The sequence below is a fragment of the Flavobacterium weaverense genome (assembly GCF_003688495.1).
GTDB classification, from domain to species: Bacteria; Bacteroidota; Bacteroidia; order Flavobacteriales; family Flavobacteriaceae; genus Flavobacterium; species Flavobacterium weaverense.
Genome location: NZ_REFH01000012.1, coordinates 116381 through 131453, shown reverse-complemented (window position 1 = coordinate 131453; position 15073 = coordinate 116381). Strand labels below are relative to the sequence as shown.

The window sequence follows — 15073 nt, the reverse complement described above, 5'->3', positions numbered from 1 at the left end:
TCAGGATCTATATTTCTTGCTTTCTGAATCCTTGCAATTTGTATTTTAGCGCTTGCAACTGAAATATTAGGATCTAATCCACTTCCGCTTGCTGTCACTAAATCAACTGGAATCTCCGACTTTTTCACACTTGGATTTTTAAGTAAAAAAGTATCAATTCGACCTTGAACTACGGCTAGATATTCTTCATTTGAAGCTCCTTTGTTACTTGCTCCTGATCCAGCAGCATTATAGTCTACGACAGATGGTCTTCCCCAAAAGTATTCCTCTTTTGTGAATTTTTGTCCTATGTTAGCGTATCCTTTAGTTTGCTTATAAGACACTACTTCGCCTTTTCCGTTGTTTGGCGCCATTTGTGCAACTGCCCAAACCGATAGTGGGTAAATTACTGTGAAAAGCACCAGTAACACCACGGTCATTCTTATTCCTTTTATTAAATTATCTTTCATAATTTCTATTTTTTTATCCTCACTTTAACTCCTCTCAAAAAAGAGAGGAGCCGAGCTTAGAATATGTTTTTTTTAATTTTTTTGAAAAGTTCTGAACAGTAAAGTCTTTAGTCTTCACTCTTTACTCTTTACTCTTCACTAATTACTCTTCACTCTTCACTCTTTTTTACATAAACAATGCAACTACAATATCAATCAATTTGATACCGATGAAGGGAACGATGATTCCACCAACACCAAACAGCAATAAATTTCTTCTCAATAATGCACTAGCGCCAATTGGTTTGTAACTCACTCCTTTTAGAGCCAATGGAATTAAGAACGGTATAATGATCGCGTTGAAGATTACTGCTGAAAGTATTGCACTTTCAGGACTGTGTAAATGCATTATGTTTAATCCTTGAAGCGCTGGAATTGCAGTAATAAATAAAGCTGGAATGATAGCGAAATATTTAGCAACATCATTGGCAATACTAAACGTGGTAAGCGTTCCGCGAGTCATTAATAACTGTTTTCCAATTTCAACAATCTCAATTAATTTGGTTGGATCATTGTCTAAATCGACCATATTTCCTGCTTCTTTAGCAGCTTGCGTTCCGCTATTCATGGCAACACCAACATCAGCTTGGGCAAGGGCAGGAGCATCATTCGTACCATCTCCCATCATAGCAACAAGTCGTCCAGCCATTTGCTCTTGCTTGATGTAATTCATTTTATCTTCTGGTTTGGCTTCGGCAATAAAGTCATCAACACCGGCTTTTTCGGCAATAAATTTGGCAGTCAAAGGATTATCACCTGTTACCATTACCGTTTTAATTCCCATTTTACGAAGGCGTTCAAATCGTTCGAACATCCCGGTTTTGATGATGTCTTGCAATTCGATTACTCCAAGAGCTACTTCATTTTCAGAAACTACTAAAGGAGTTCCTCCATTTTCAGCAATTACTTTTACTTGATCCAAAAGTTCGGTTGGAAAAGTATTTCCAGCATTTGTCACCATATTTTTAATGGCATCTGTAGCTCCTTTTCTAATACGAGTACTGTCAAAATTGATTCCTGAACTTCTCGTTTCTGCTGTAAATTTGATAAATTGTGCGTTACTATTTTGAAAAGTTAAAGGATCTATTTTTGATAATTCAACAATCGATTTTCCTTCTGGTGTTTCATCAGAAATTGAACTTAAAAATGCCGCTTTGATTAATTGGGTTTCTGTTATTCCAGGAGCAGGGTAGAAGTGAGTTGCTTTTCGGTTCCCAATCGTAATTGTTCCCGTTTTATCCAACAGTAATACATCAATATCTCCAGCAGTTTCAACCGCTCTACCACTTTTCGTGATTACATTCGCTCTCAAAGCGCGGTCCATTCCTGCAATTCCAATTGCCGATAAAAGTCCGCCAATGGTTGTTGGAATTAAGCAAACAAATAAGGCGATAAAAGAGGCGATTGTAATATTAACATTCGAATAATCTGCGAATGGTTTTAAAGTCACACAAACAATGATGAATACTAAGGTAAATCCAGCAAGTAATATGGTTAAGGCGATTTCATTTGGTGTTTTTTGGCGTGAAGCTCCTTCTACCAAAGCAATCATTTTATCTAAAAAACTTTCGCCTGGTTCATTAGTAACTTCTACAACAATTCGGTCTGACAATACTTTTGTACCACCGGTAACAGAACTTTTATCTCCACCGGATTCTCGAATTACGGGAGCCGATTCACCTGTAATGGCACTTTCATCAATAGTTGCCAAACCTTCTACGATTTCTCCATCAGTTGGAATAATATCGCCGGCTTCGCACACAAATAAATCGCCTTTTTTTAGTTGAGAGGATGATATTTTTTCACCGCTTTTTAAAGTTGCAGGAGTTTCTTCTCTTGTTTTTCTTAAACTATCGGCTTGTGCTTTTCCTCTTGCTTCGGCAATGGCTTCGGCAAAATTGGCAAACAACAACGTCAACAATAATACTAGGAATACTACAAAATTATATCCAAAACTACCTTGTGAAGTTTCGCCCGTCAAAGTCCAAATAGAGACAACAAGCATTACAAATGTTCCGATTTCTACCGTGAACATTACCGGATTTCGAAACATAAGTTTCGGATTCAATTTCACAAAAGATTTAACCAATGCTTGTTGCATGATGTCTTTTTGAAATAAGGATTGATCTTTATTCATTTTAAATTCTTTTTAGTAAATGGTAAAATATTCAGCTATCGGTCCTAAAGCTAATACAGGGAAAAAGGCTAATGCAGCAATAATTACTATTACAGTCAATGTTACTACACCAAAAGTTCCTGTATCAGTTCTTAACGTTCCGTCGCTTTCAGGTATGTATTTTTTCTGTGCTAACAGTCCAGCAATGGCTACGGGTCCGATTATGGGTAGAAAACGTGCTAGAATTAAAACGATTCCCGTAGAAACATTCCACCAAACTGTGTTGTCTCCCAAACCTTCAAATCCACTACCGTTATTTGCTGATGCAGAAGTAAACTCGTAAAGCATTTCACTCAAACCGTGAAATCCAGGATTATTTAAAGTTGCTGTTCCAAATTCAGGTATTGCTGCTGTTAATGCGGTTCCCACTAAGATTAAGAATGGGTGCATTAATGCAATAATCATCGCTATTTTCATTTCACGAGCTTCGACTTTTTTACCAAAGAATTCGGGTGTCCTTCCTACCATTAATCCACTAATGAAAACAGCCAAAATGATAAAAACAAAAAAGTTTAAAATTCCAACTCCAACTCCACCATAAAAACTATTAATCATCATGGCAAGCAATTCATTCATTCCAGAAAGTGGCATTGTACTGTCGTGCATAGAATTGACAGATCCTGTTGATATTACCGTAGTAGCAATACTCCAATAACCAGTAGCTGCCGCGCCAATTCTTGTTTCTTTACCTTCCATGGCACCAAGTGAAGTATCAATTCCCATTTTCTCAATCATTGGGTTTCCTTGCATTTCACCGATCACATTTGGAATTGCCAAAGCCAAGAAGCCAATAGTCATAACCCCGAAAATCATCCATGAGAACTTTTTTCTTTTAATGAAATATCCAAAGGCAAATATCATAGCAAACGGAATAATCATTTGAGCCCACATTTCTAACATATTAGAGAAGTACGTTGGATTTTCAAGAGGATGCGCTCCGTTAGTTCCAAAAAATCCTCCACCATTCGTTCCAATGTGTTTTATGGCAACAAATCCTGCTGCTGGTCCGCGAGAAACCTCTTGTGCATCACCTTGCAAAGTAGTAATGCTGTCTTTTCCTTCAAATGTCATGGGTGTTCCTTGGAAAGCCAAAAGAGCTGCTACAACAAAAGAAAGTGGTAACAATATGCGAGTGCAAGATTTCATGAAATAGGTATAAAAATTCCCTAGTTCCGTTGTTGTTTTATCTCTAAAAGCTCTAAAGACCACTACTGCAGCTGCCATTCCTGTTGCTGCACTTACAAATTGCAAGAACATCAAATAGAATTGTCCTAAATAACTAATTCCAGTTTCTCCTGAATAATGTTGTAAGTTGCAATTAACCACGAATGAAATTACAGTGTTAAAAGCTAAATCAGCGGACATACTTGGATTTCCATCTGGATTTAGGGGTAAACTTCCCATAGTCATTAGGATAATCATTCCCAAGACAAACCATATTAAGTTTATGGTTAGTAACGCTTTCATGTGTTGTTTCCAGTTCATTTCTTCCGGTGGATTGACACCGCTTATTTTGAAAAATAACTTTTCAAGTGGATTGAATATAAAATCCAGCCACGTTTTCTCCATTCCGTAAACCTTGGAAATATATTTTCCTAACGGAATAGCGAGTGCTAAGGTGAGCAAAAACATCGCTATAATTCCTAATATTTCTGTATTCATTTTTTAGTATTAAGGGTTAAATAATTCTTTGGTTCCTAAAATTTTTCAGGTTTTAATAGTACATAACAGATGTAGATAAAAACTGCAATTGCTATAATAAATAATGCGGTCATAATTTTTTAGTTTTCTAATAGTGTTCTTAAATAGCCTTGTTTCGATTCTTTTGAAAGAAAATCCAAATGCTTCTTTAAACTTGCTGGATTTTCTTGAGTACTTAATTCAGTAAAGAATTCGTTCTCAATTGCATTTCTAGTGTAGTGATTGCCACTTTCATACAACATGTTGATCACTCTAATAATTTCTCTTGCTGATTCTGACTCAGATTCGTCAAGTGAATCCATTTTCTCCACACAAAATCTAGCAATACTTTTTAATAGTGCATATTGATTAATTGTCTCATCACTTGTGGATGGAAAATCAGTCCAAGTTTTTGAATCCGGTATCCATTGCTGAATTGCATCGTAGATTTTTGTTTTCATTTTTAGATGTTGTCAAAATAATTAATAGAGAGATAGAGCAGCCAAAAGCATAATAAACCGAGAGCAAAAAGGATAATTGTTAACATAATTAGCAAGTTTATATTGGTGAAATTAGATATTGTAATATTTCGAAATGGTAGAGCGCTAAACTCCTGAAGAGTTAATTTGTCGGTTATATTCGAGTTTTAAATTTTGAGGAAAAAGATTAGAAATGCTGCAGTGACGCAGTTCCATAAAGGAAGAAACTGAAAAAACGTAAACATTTGATATGACGCTTTTAGTTTCATTGCTTCCGCTAATATATAAGTGTTCAGCATGTGCTAAACATTTTTTAGCTCTTGCAATGTTACCAGCAATAATTGCTTTTTTAGTGATTTCGGCGAAGCGTTCTGCTTGTTTGTAAATCGATAAGACTTGATTTTTCATAAGAATGAATTTTTATGTTCTCCTGACTCATGCCAAATCCTATTCCAATAAATATCGATTTTCGTGAAGTGTTACTAATGTTGGTTTTAACTAATTCCTTTAAAAAAAAGACATAAAAAAAGCCTATCATAATGATAGGCTTTTATTGAAATGATAGGTTTTTATTGAATGTTGTATTCTTCTAATTTACGATATAAGGTAGCAATACCAATTTCGAGTAAACGAGCTGCTTCGGCTTTATTGCCTTTTGTATAATTTAATAATTTTTGGATGTGTAGTTTTTCGACACTTTGCATAGAAAATGCCGATAAGCTTTTAACATTTTTACTGTGTTCTTGCTGCATTTCGTAAGGAAGTAATTCTGAAGTCAACAAAGCATCATTACACAAAATTACGGCACGCTCAATTACATTTTTTAATTCTCTAACGTTTCCTGGCCATTGATAGGATTGTAGTTTTTGCAAAAAATCACTATCAATTTGTAATGTTTGTCGATTCATTTTTTCAGCAAACTGACTTACAAAATAATGAGTCAATGGTTCAATATCTTTAATTCGTTCCCGTAAAGGCGGAATAGTAATCTCAAAAATATTTAATCTAAAGTATAAATCTTGTCGAAAGCGTTTTTCGTCACTTTCTGTTTTTAAATTTCTATTGGTAGCCACAATCAAGCGGAAATTTGATTTTTTTGGTGTAGAATCTCCAACAGGAATGTATTCGCTCGTTTCTAGAACACGAAGTAATTTAGCTTGTAAATCAATTGGCATTTCGCCTATTTCATCTAGAAATAAGGTTCCGCCATGGGCTTCTTCTATAAAACCCTTTTTATCTTTTATAGCGCCTGTAAAAGCACCTTGTTTATGACCAAACAATTCACTTTCTAAAAGTTCTTTGCTAAAGGTACTGCAGTTTAATGCTACAAATGATTTCCCTATTCTAATGCTGTTTTCATGAATTGCTTGCGCAAAAACCTCCTTACCCGTTCCGGTTTCTCCTGTTAGAAGTACTGTCGAATCGGTTTTAGCTACTTTTTTGGACAACTCGATTACTTGTTCTAATCCTTTTGATTTTCCAATAATAGCATCAAAGGAATACTTTTTTGCAATTCGTTTTTCTAGTTGTTTAATTTTTTGCTGAAGAGCAACCTTTTCAATTGCTTTGTATAAAAGTGGAATTATCTTATCATTATCATCGCCTTTTACGATGTAGTCAAAAGCACCATTTTTCATGGCTTGCACACCATCGGAGATTTTACCGTAGGCGGTTAACAAAATTATCTCTGTTAAAGGGAAACTGGCTTTAATTTTTTCGAGAAATTCAACGCCGTTGCCATCAGGTAGTTTTACGTCACAAAGGACAACATCAATTTCATTTTGTTCTAATTTCTTGAAACCAGATTTTAAATCTGCTGCTTCCAAAACTACAAAACCTTCTGACTTTACAATTCGAGCAAGAAGACCTCTTAATTTTTCTTCGTCGTCAATTATTAGAATATTTCTCAATTCGATTACATTTTAATTTATGTAAAATTAGATATTATTTTTTGATCGATAATGTATAATAAAAATCAATTTTTTACGCTATAGTGATTCATAATTTTACGATGGATTAAATTTTGCTAATCCATAGGTTTTTGTGACAATCTGGTTTTAGTTCAGTCAAGGTAACTTCAATAAATATCCAAACCAAGTGAAATATATAAACGTAATCTTGTTAATTAGTAAATAACGCGTACAAAAAAAGCTCAATTCGCATCGAAGTGAGCTTTTAATTTTGTGACCTTGACTGGATTCAAACCAGTAACCTCTTGAGCCGTAATCAAGTGCGCTATTCAGTTGCGCCACAAGGCCATTTGCAGGTGGTTGTATTAACCTCGTTGCGGGTGCAAATATAGGGATAAATGTGTAATTTGCAAGAGTAAATTCGTAAAAAATTAAAAAATATGTCATTGCAAAATTATATACGTGATATTCAAGGTTTTCCAAAAGAAGGAATTTTATTTAAAGACATAACTCCGCTACTAATTGATCCTTTAGCAAGTCAGGAATGCCTAAAATTATTGGTTTCAACTCTAAAAGACAAGAAAATTAATAAGGTAGTAGGAGTGGAAAGTCGTGGATTTTTCTTCGGTACATTGATTGCACAAGAATTAAATGCTGGATTTGTTCCGGTTAGGAAGCCAAATAAATTACCTTATGAAACTATTTCGGCCACTTATGATTTGGAATATGGTACTGATACTTTGGAAATACACATTGATGCCATACAAAAAGGAGATCGCGTTTTGATTCACGATGATGTCTTGGCAACTGGAGGAACTATAAAAGCTGTTTCCGAATTAGTAGAGCGATTGGGGGGTGAAATTGTACAATGCAATTTCATTATGGAATTATCTTTTCTGAACGGAAGAGAAAAAATTAAAGATCAAGAAATATTTGCTGCATTAACCTATTAATCCAATGCTCTTGTCGTAACATAATACCGAAAACCAATAATAGCCATTTGCCATTTTTTGGCTTTAGCCAAATCTAATCGCTGTTTAGTAAAACTAGGTAAGATGAGGGTATTGATTTTGGCTAAGATTTTGAACATGCTTTTTTTTCAAAGATATAAAAAAAAGACGGTCTTAATGTTGACCGTCTTTTAATGAAAATATTTTACTGCTTTTTAGTAGTTATTTTTACAACTTTTTTGCCTTCAGCAGATTTGATTACATCCATTTTATCAATCGAGTTCGGATTTATCTTGTCTAGCGCTGCTTTCGTTGATTTTACGTCGTCTATGTATATCTCTGCTTCGTCTATAATAGTTTCACTTGACTTTACTTTTACATACTGCGTTTTGATCGTTTTCTTACTGTACTGTTTATTATTTAAATTAGTTGGGTCTGTTTTATCTAAATTCATTTCATAGACGTCAACTTCTGATTTTATGTTTCCTTTCTCATTTCGATTGATGGTGGATACTTTTAAAGGAGTGAATGAAAATGTTTTGTCATTTTTTGAAGTTGTAATTGATGTGGATGGTTTATAATTTTCATTCTTAGTTATAATTTCGAGTACTCCATTGATTGCTTCTTTACCATACTTTTCAATTGCTTTGTCATTCTTCAAAACATTGACAGTGGCAATAGTGCTAGGCTCGACCGAATTTAAATCAAAATCGGGAGTTTGTCTTATACCATTTAATACGATTATTGGTTTTGGTTTCTGGTTATTTATTTTTACAGAATTTGCGTTTTGTAAGCTTTCTTTTTTAGGTATTTCTTGTTCTACTACGGCATCAATTATTGCTACTTTTTCTTTAGATATTAAGACTGCATCTTTCGCTCTTGTTAGGATTTGCGTTTGGTTTTCGTAAAATCCAATTTCGCCTTTTCCATTTTGGTCAATACTGCGTACAAAACGAATGGGATCTATTCCGCTACTTTTAGAAAAATCTTGAACATATTCGTTACCGATGTTGTCTTTATAGAAAATTTTAATTTTAGTAATTTCATTTTTTGAGTTTCTCCTAATTTTTGAAAAAACAAGGTCAATATTTAAACTTTTAGCTGTACTTATATCTTTCGTAAATTGAACATCAGTTGTGTTTTTATTCCAACTAAATTCTAATTTATTTGCAGTAACATCGCCTTTTAATTGAGTTGACGTTTGTTCATTTCTCTGTTGTGCAACGACCTTAATTTGGAAGAACATTACAAATGCAATTAGCGCTGGAATAACAACTGCATACTTCCAAGAATTTCTTTTTTTTGATTGATTTTTGTTTAACATAACGATTCGTTTTTTGATTAATGATTGATAAAAATGATTGGTGATTGCAACACAATTTTCATGCGTTGTTATTTTTAAAAGTGTGAATTGGTATGCTTTCTTGTCTATAACTTTATTTGTTGCTTCGTGATCAGCAATAAATTCTAAGTTCTGCAGTATATCTTTCATGTAAAGCCAAACAATTGGATTAAACCAAAAAACAATACAAAATACTCTAGAAACAAGAACATCTACAGAATGATTTTGTTGACAATGTACTTTTTCATGTTCTAAAATATTTTCTAGTTCAGTTGTAGAATATAATGTCGAGTTATAAACTATTGTATTGAAATAAGAATAGGGAGCTACATTATCAGTAGTATCTAATAAATTGTAGTCTTCTTGTTTCTGAATTCTTTTCCCTTTTAAAACAATATTTAAGTGATAGAAATCTAAAACAAATTTTAATAGATAAAACATAAAACCTATTCCGTAAATAATCGCCGAAATTAAATACCAATTGGTTGCATTGGCACCGTTTGATAAATCTGCTGCTGCTGGAATTTTGTTCCAATCGATAACATTATCATTTGTTTCAACAAAAACAGTATTGGTGTAAAATACTAGAGGAAGGAAAACTGATGTCAGTAAACCTATAAGGAGAAAACATCTATTGGTTGCAAAGAATGTTTCTTTCCGGAGTAAAAAGTGATACGCTAAGTAGAATGTAATTAATAATCCGCTTGATTTTAAAAAATAGATGAATAGTTCTTCCATAGTATTCAATTTATAATTTACATACTCTGATTTATAATGAGGTAATCTCTTCTTTTTTATTCTCAATCATTGCTAAAATTTCTCTCAATTCATCTGCTGAAATTTTTTCCTCTTTAGCAAAAAAAGAAACCATGTTTTTATATGAACTATTAAAATAGTTATCGATTGCAGTGTTCATAAATTTCTTTCGATATTCTTCAATAGGCACAATAGGGTAATACTGATGCGTGTTTCCAAAAGCATGGTAGGCAACATAACCTTTTTCCTCTAGATTTCGCACCATTGTAGATAAGGTGTTATAATGCGGTTGATCTTCAGTTATTTCAGCCATTACTTCTTTAACGAAAGCTTTTTTGAGCTTCCATATAATGTGCATGATTTCTTCTTCCTTATTGGTTAATTTTTGCATCGGTATATTTTTTTTTTCATCTTGACCTTAAAAGAAAAACAAACGTACAACTATATTTCTAGTTAACAAACTATTTATGTAGTTTATTAACTAATTTTGTAGTTAATTAGATTTTTTTCTGAGACGATTAACTTAATATTAAGTTTCGATAGGGAGGTGCGAGTCCTCCTGTAAACGATTTTGCGTGAGGGATTGCGGAGGAAATCCCACGCTATTTAGCGTGGATTGTAACGTAAAGCCCGACAGCATTTATACAAGGGGCTAATTTACGCCTCCGTTGATTAGCCCCTTTTGTGAATGGAGTCACGCCCAAATCAATGAAGTTTTTTTAGCTTTGTTCTTGTCGTACCAACTTTTGAAGCCAGATGCATCCGGCCACTGACAGAATTCCAAAAGTTCCCATTACAAACCAATTGGCTTGATATCCAAAGTTTGCTATTACTTCAAGTCCTGTTTTTGAACTGGCAATGTGGGCCAGACTAAAACTCATTGTAAACAACGCCATGTAGCGTCCTTCGTGTCCTCGTGGTGCTCTACTTAATGCAAATGAATTCGAGAATGGGAAAATAAACATCTCTCCAAAAGTGATGAAAAGAATGCTCACTACGAGCATTCCTGCCCAAATATTAATCATTAAAACATAAAAGCTTATGGACATCAACACGCAACCCCACAGAATAATCTTGATTTTATCAATTCCTTTTCGTTGGCTAGCGCTGACAATTGGCATTTCGAGAAAGAAAATAATTAGACCATTTAATGATAGTAAAAGTCCACTTTGAAGTTCGCTTAAACCAAATTTTTCATTGTGATAGAGCGGTAATGTGGTGAAAAGTTGAAAGAAAAGCATAGCTGTAACAAAACAAATAAATAGAAATATCCAGAATATTTTATCTTTAAATACAGATGCGGGAATTTCGTTTTCGGCGTTGTTTACTGCCAAATCTGCTGGAACTTTGCGCTCTTTTACAAGCACTGTGAAAATTAATATAGATACAATACATGAAGTTCCATCGACCCAAAACAAACCACTATATCCTAAATTCATGATAATTAAACCACCCAAAGCGGGTCCTGTAGTGAACCCTAAATTGACTGCTAAACGAACTAAAGTCAGTGCTCTCGTGCGATTTTCAGGTTTAGCGTAAGTCCCTAATGAGACAAACATTGCGGGACGAAACATGTCCGCGACTGTCATAATGAAGAACATGGCAAAACACAATCCCCAAAAAGTGCGCACATATTGCACCGCATATAAAAGCAATCCACTGGTTAATAAACTAAAAACCATGATTTTATAGAATCCTATTTTATCAGATAATTTACCACCAAGCCACGAACCTAACATCGAACCGGATCCAAAACAGACCATAATCCATCCTACTTGCTCATATGAGAAGCTCAAATCTTCCTTTAAATATTTAGATAAAAAAGGCAAAACCATCGTTCCCGCACGATTTATAAATGTGATAAGAGTCAAAATCCATATCTCTCTTGAAAATCCTCGGTAATTATTGATGTAGCGACTAAAAGCTGTTTTAAGCATAAGTAAATTTTGTATGACGCAAATTTACAATGTTTTTTTGTAGCTATTTCCAGCTATTCGCTACAATCTTTTCTTTTTTTAGATTGCTTCGTTCCTCGCAAATCCAAAAAAAATAAAAGGATTTTTGCTGCTATCTGGGCTAGGGTTTACTGTAAATTAGACTATTTTGTTTATAAATAACGATCAATAGTAAAGCCGTACTTATGCTCATTGACTAAAAAAATGTAAATATTTAGATTCTTTAAATCTGTGTTTATCTGCTTAATCCGTTTTATCTTCGTTCCCTACTTATCTTATTAAGCATATGATATTGTTTATATTTTGAACTGTATGTTTACCTTATCGTGATGTAGTACAAGAAAATATTAAAATTGTTCCTTTCTAACTTTTACGCTATTTTTGTATCAAAATAGTCACATGAGAATAGTATCAATTTTTATTTTTTTAGTTCAATTTCATTTTGGTTTTGGCCAACAGCAATTCGACACTGCTGATGTTATAAAATTTCAAAACGAATTAAATGCCGAGTATGCGGATTCTAAAACTAGTCCGCTGATGGCTGAGGATTTAGCGACATTTAAATCATTAGATTTTTACCCCGCAAATGAAACATTTTATGTGGTGGCAAAGTTCGTGCGAACTAAAAAAGAAAAGCCATTCGAAATGAAAACTTCCACTGATAGAAAACCAATTTATGTGAAATATGGAGAAGTGTATTTTAAAATTAATGGTTCTGATTTTAAATTAAATGTTTATAAGAACATTGCACTTTCAAAACAAGAGAATTATAAAGATCATTTGTTTCTACCTTTTTCAGATCTTACTTGCGGTAACGATAGTTATATAGGTGGAAAATATATTGATTTGAAAATTCCAAAAGGCAAAACAATTGCCATTGATTTCAACACTTCATATAATCCATATTGCGCTTACAATCATAAATATTCCTGCCCAATTGTTCCATTAGAGAATGATCTAAATATCGAAATAAAAGCAGGTGTTAAAAAATTTCATAATTAATGGATTTCTTTAATTTACATACTCATCAAGGAAATAATCGAGCTGAAGTAGTGGAATTAGTAAATCAATATCCTCAAGAATTTAATAGAGATATTCCTTTTTACTCTATTGGGATTCATCCTTGGTACATCAACGAAGAATCTTTGGAGGTAGATTTGGTAATTATCGAAAGTAAATTACAAAATGAAAATTGTCTCGCAATAGGAGAGTGTGGATTAGACAAACGAATTGATGCTCCTTTCGAATTGCAACAAATGGTTTTTGAGCGACAATTGCTTTTAGCGCAAAAATATAGTAAGCCAGTTGTAATACATTGTGTTGCCGCGTTTCAAGAAGTGATAGAAATTAAGAAGCGGCTTAATATTTCAGTTCCGTTAATTATTCACGGATTTTCTAAAAACCAACAAATTGCGACTCAATTAATAGGCAGTGGTTTTTATCTTTCCTTTGGTAAATATCTAGTACAATCTGCCAGTCTTGGCACTGGACTGGAAGAAGTTTTCAAAAAAATTCCAGAAAACCACATTTTTCTCGAAACGGATACTATCGATAAAGGTATTGAAACTGTTTACGAGTTGGCTTCAAATATAAAAGGAATCTCAATGACTGAAATGCAAGAAATTATTAAGAGAAATTTCGAAACAGTATTCAAGAGAAAATAGAAAAAATTAAAAATAAAATATTCTTACGGGAATAGTAAACAAGTAGTGTAGAATGGCAGAATGGATGGAGAGAAGTGAACTTCTATTTAAAAAAGAAGGTTTAGATAATTTACAAAAAGCAAACGTTTTGGTTGTCGGTTTAGGTGGCGTTGGCTCTTTTGCAGCGGAGTTTTTAGTTAGAGCAGGAGTGGGAGCAATGACAATTGTTGATGGTGATGTGGTTGATATTACCAATATAAATAGACAATTGCCTGCCTTGCATTCAACCGTTGGTCAGTCAAAAATAAAATTAGTTGGAGATCGCTTAATGGATATTAATCCTGAGCTGAAACTAACGAGAGTAGAGGAATTTCTCTCTCCAGAACGTGCATTCGAAATTGTAAGTGACGAATTTGATTATGTTTTGGATTGCATTGATAGTGTAACTCCTAAATTGAATTTAATTATTGGTGCAAAGCGCAAAAGAGTAAAAATTATTAGTTGTATGGGTGCTGGTGGTAAACTGGAAGCTGCAAAAGTAAAGGTTACAGATATCAGTAATACTGTAAATTGCTTTTTGGCAAAAACAATCCGCCGACGTTTAAAAGAAGTCAAAATTGATAAATTAAAAGTTGTTTTTTCGTCAGAAATCCAAGACGAGGCTAGTTTAAAAATGACCGACGGGTCTAATTATAAAAGATCGTTCTACGGAACTAATAGCTATATGCCGGGATTGTTTGGTTTATATGCAGCAGAAACAGTTATTAGATATTTATTAAAGAAGGAGTGATCAGTGATCAGTGAACAGTGGTCAGTGTTCAGTATTCAGTATTGAGTAATCAGTGTTCAATTTATTTAGTATTTAGTGTTCTGATTTTTTTTATTAGCTAATAGTAAAAAAAAAACACTTTTTTCCTTAGCCTCTTCTGGCAAAAAAGAACTTGCACAAGAATTAGAAATTAATTAAAAAAGACTTCGTGTCTTAGCGCCTTCGTGGCAAATATAAAATGATACAAACTGTAATTTTTGATATGGATGGTGTAATTGTAGATACAGAACCCGTCCACCGTTATGCATATTTCAAACAATTTCAAGAGTTGAACATTGATGTAACCGAAGAAATGTATACTTCGTACACTGGTTTTTCGACAAGAAATACATTTCAAAGATTAAAGGAAGTTTTCACAATCGAGCAAGAAGTTGAAGATTTAATTCAGCGCAAACGAACTATTTTCAATGATGCTTTTGACAATAAGGAAGATTTAGAATTACTCGAAGGCGTAGAGCAATTGATTATAGATTTGCACAAAAATGGAATGCAATTGATTTTAGCTTCGTCGGCATCAAAAGTTACGATCGAACGTGTTTTCAGTAGATTTAAGTTATATGATTATTTTACTCATTTAGTCAGCGGTGAAGATTTTCCAAAATCGAAACCTGATCCCGCTATTTTCGAGCACGCAGTTACCTTATCAATTGCTCCAAAAATGAATTGTATTGTTATCGAAGACAGCACTAACGGAATTAAAGCGGCTAAGGCAGCTGGAATTTTCTGCGTGGGTTATAATAGCATTCATTCTGAAGCGCAAGATCTAACTCAAGCGGACCTGATTGTAAATCACTTTAATGAATTAGATTTCAATACAGTAACGAATATTCATTCTAAATTAAGAAGTATTTAACAAATATGAATA

The 15073-nt window shown here is 33.6% G+C and carries 16 protein-coding genes and 1 tRNA gene; 5 read left to right on the top strand and 12 right to left on the bottom strand.

What is annotated here, in order from left to right; all coding sequences use genetic code 11:
* From BC961_RS13800 to BC961_RS13765, 8 genes are all read right to left on the bottom strand, one after another.
* On the bottom strand, positions 1-449 hold a 449-nt coding region (locus BC961_RS13800), incomplete at its 3' end, for a potassium-transporting ATPase subunit C (protein WP_121926444.1).
* Positions 450-615: 166 nt separating this feature from the next.
* Complete coding sequence (gene kdpB / locus BC961_RS13795) at positions 616-2625, bottom strand: potassium-transporting ATPase subunit KdpB (RefSeq protein WP_121926443.1); 2010 nt, start codon at positions 2623-2625, stop codon at positions 616-618.
* Positions 2626-2637: 12 nt separating this feature from the next.
* Positions 2638-4326: a potassium-transporting ATPase subunit KdpA gene (gene kdpA, locus BC961_RS13790; protein ID WP_121926442.1), complete on the bottom strand. Its 1689-nt coding sequence runs from the start codon at positions 4324-4326 to the stop codon at positions 2638-2640.
* 35 nt (positions 4327-4361) lie between these two features.
* Complete coding sequence (kdpF, locus tag BC961_RS13785; RefSeq protein ID WP_072992107.1) at positions 4362-4439, bottom strand: K(+)-transporting ATPase subunit F; 78 nt, start codon at positions 4437-4439, stop codon at positions 4362-4364.
* A gap of 6 nt (positions 4440-4445) precedes the next feature.
* On the bottom strand, positions 4446-4805 hold the full coding sequence (locus tag BC961_RS13780; protein ID WP_121926441.1) for a DUF7674 family protein: 360 nt from the start codon (positions 4803-4805) through the stop codon (positions 4446-4448).
* A gap of 144 nt (positions 4806-4949) precedes the next feature.
* On the bottom strand, positions 4950-5231 hold the full coding sequence (locus tag BC961_RS13775) for a DUF7674 family protein (RefSeq protein ID WP_121926440.1): 282 nt from the start codon (positions 5229-5231) through the stop codon (positions 4950-4952).
* 161 nt (positions 5232-5392) lie between these two features.
* Positions 5393-6733, bottom strand: a complete 1341-nt coding sequence (locus BC961_RS13770; protein ID WP_121926439.1) for a sigma-54-dependent transcriptional regulator — start codon at positions 6731-6733, stop codon at positions 5393-5395.
* 274 nt (positions 6734-7007) lie between these two features.
* Positions 7008-7081: transfer RNA gene (locus BC961_RS13765), tRNA-Arg, on the bottom strand.
* A gap of 92 nt (positions 7082-7173) precedes the next feature.
* Here BC961_RS13765 and BC961_RS13760 point away from each other — a divergent pair.
* The gene (locus BC961_RS13760) at positions 7174-7686 is read left to right on the top strand and encodes an adenine phosphoribosyltransferase (RefSeq protein ID WP_121926438.1); all 513 of its coding nucleotides are present in this window, start codon (positions 7174-7176) and stop codon (positions 7684-7686) included.
* On the opposite strand, the gene BC961_RS14890 is transcribed toward BC961_RS13760, so the two are convergent.
* From BC961_RS14890 to BC961_RS13740, 4 genes are all read right to left on the bottom strand, one after another.
* Positions 7683-7823 carry an SsrA-binding protein gene (locus tag BC961_RS14890; RefSeq protein WP_121926437.1) on the bottom strand — a complete coding sequence of 47 codons (141 nt, stop codon included), beginning with the start codon at positions 7821-7823 and terminating at the stop codon, positions 7683-7685. The genes BC961_RS13760 and BC961_RS14890 overlap by 4 nt on opposite strands.
* Before the next feature lie 65 nt (positions 7824-7888).
* A complete protein-coding gene (locus tag BC961_RS14755; protein WP_170151324.1) occupies positions 7889-9763 on the bottom strand; it encodes a M56 family metallopeptidase in 1875 nt (624 codons plus the stop codon).
* A 31-nt stretch (positions 9764-9794) separates the two neighbouring features.
* A complete protein-coding gene (locus BC961_RS13745; RefSeq protein ID WP_121926436.1) occupies positions 9795-10172 on the bottom strand; it encodes a BlaI/MecI/CopY family transcriptional regulator in 378 nt (125 codons plus the stop codon).
* 328 nt (positions 10173-10500) lie between these two features.
* Positions 10501-11718 (bottom strand): MFS transporter, encoded by a 1218-nt coding sequence (locus BC961_RS13740; RefSeq protein ID WP_121926435.1) that lies wholly within the window; start codon positions 11716-11718, stop codon positions 10501-10503.
* A gap of 417 nt (positions 11719-12135) precedes the next feature.
* Here BC961_RS13740 and BC961_RS13735 point away from each other — a divergent pair, with 417 nt between their 5' ends.
* From BC961_RS13735 to BC961_RS13720, 4 genes are all read left to right on the top strand, one after another.
* Complete coding sequence (locus BC961_RS13735; RefSeq protein ID WP_121926434.1) at positions 12136-12738, top strand: DUF1684 domain-containing protein; 603 nt, start codon at positions 12136-12138, stop codon at positions 12736-12738.
* Positions 12738-13400: a TatD family hydrolase gene (locus BC961_RS13730; protein WP_121926433.1), complete on the top strand. Its 663-nt coding sequence runs from the start codon at positions 12738-12740 to the stop codon at positions 13398-13400. Before BC961_RS13735 ends, BC961_RS13730 begins: the two co-directional genes overlap by 1 nt.
* A 52-nt stretch (positions 13401-13452) precedes the next feature.
* Positions 13453-14169, top strand: coding sequence for a tRNA threonylcarbamoyladenosine dehydratase (locus BC961_RS13725; RefSeq protein ID WP_121926432.1), 717 nt, complete (start codon positions 13453-13455; stop codon positions 14167-14169).
* Between the two features lie 217 nt (positions 14170-14386).
* Complete coding sequence (locus tag BC961_RS13720; protein ID WP_121926431.1) at positions 14387-15061, top strand: HAD family hydrolase; 675 nt, start codon at positions 14387-14389, stop codon at positions 15059-15061.
* The last annotated feature ends 12 nt before the right edge of the window (positions 15062-15073 follow it).

What these genes read in the sequence shown, in the direction of transcription:
- BC961_RS13740 (WP_121926435.1), bottom strand. Translation starts at nt 11,718, where the DNA reads ATGCTTAAAACAGCTTTTAGTCGCTACATCAATAATTACCGAGGATTT.
- kdpF (WP_072992107.1), bottom strand. Translation starts at nt 4,439, where the DNA reads ATGACCGCATTATTTATTATAGCAATTGCAGTTTTTATCTACATCTGT.
- BC961_RS13735 (WP_121926434.1), top strand. Translation starts at nt 12,136, where the DNA reads ATGAGAATAGTATCAATTTTTATTTTTTTAGTTCAATTTCATTTTGGT.
- BC961_RS13760 (WP_121926438.1), top strand. Translation starts at nt 7,174, where the DNA reads ATGTCATTGCAAAATTATATACGTGATATTCAAGGTTTTCCAAAAGAA.
- kdpA (WP_121926442.1), bottom strand. Translation starts at nt 4,326, where the DNA reads ATGAATACAGAAATATTAGGAATTATAGCGATGTTTTTGCTCACCTTA.
- BC961_RS13720 (WP_121926431.1), top strand. Translation starts at nt 14,387, where the DNA reads ATGATACAAACTGTAATTTTTGATATGGATGGTGTAATTGTAGATACA.
- BC961_RS13730 (WP_121926433.1), top strand. Translation starts at nt 12,738, where the DNA reads ATGGATTTCTTTAATTTACATACTCATCAAGGAAATAATCGAGCTGAA.
- BC961_RS13775 (WP_121926440.1), bottom strand. Translation starts at nt 5,231, where the DNA reads ATGAAAAATCAAGTCTTATCGATTTACAAACAAGCAGAACGCTTCGCC.
- kdpB (WP_121926443.1), bottom strand. Translation starts at nt 2,625, where the DNA reads ATGAATAAAGATCAATCCTTATTTCAAAAAGACATCATGCAACAAGCA.
- BC961_RS13725 (WP_121926432.1), top strand. Translation starts at nt 13,453, where the DNA reads ATGGCAGAATGGATGGAGAGAAGTGAACTTCTATTTAAAAAAGAAGGT.
- BC961_RS13780 (WP_121926441.1), bottom strand. Translation starts at nt 4,805, where the DNA reads ATGAAAACAAAAATCTACGATGCAATTCAGCAATGGATACCGGATTCA.
- BC961_RS14890 (WP_121926437.1), bottom strand. Translation starts at nt 7,823, where the DNA reads ATGTTCAAAATCTTAGCCAAAATCAATACCCTCATCTTACCTAGTTTT.
- BC961_RS13745 (WP_121926436.1), bottom strand. Translation starts at nt 10,172, where the DNA reads ATGCAAAAATTAACCAATAAGGAAGAAGAAATCATGCACATTATATGG.
- BC961_RS14755 (WP_170151324.1), bottom strand. Translation starts at nt 9,763, where the DNA reads ATGGAAGAACTATTCATCTATTTTTTAAAATCAAGCGGATTATTAATT.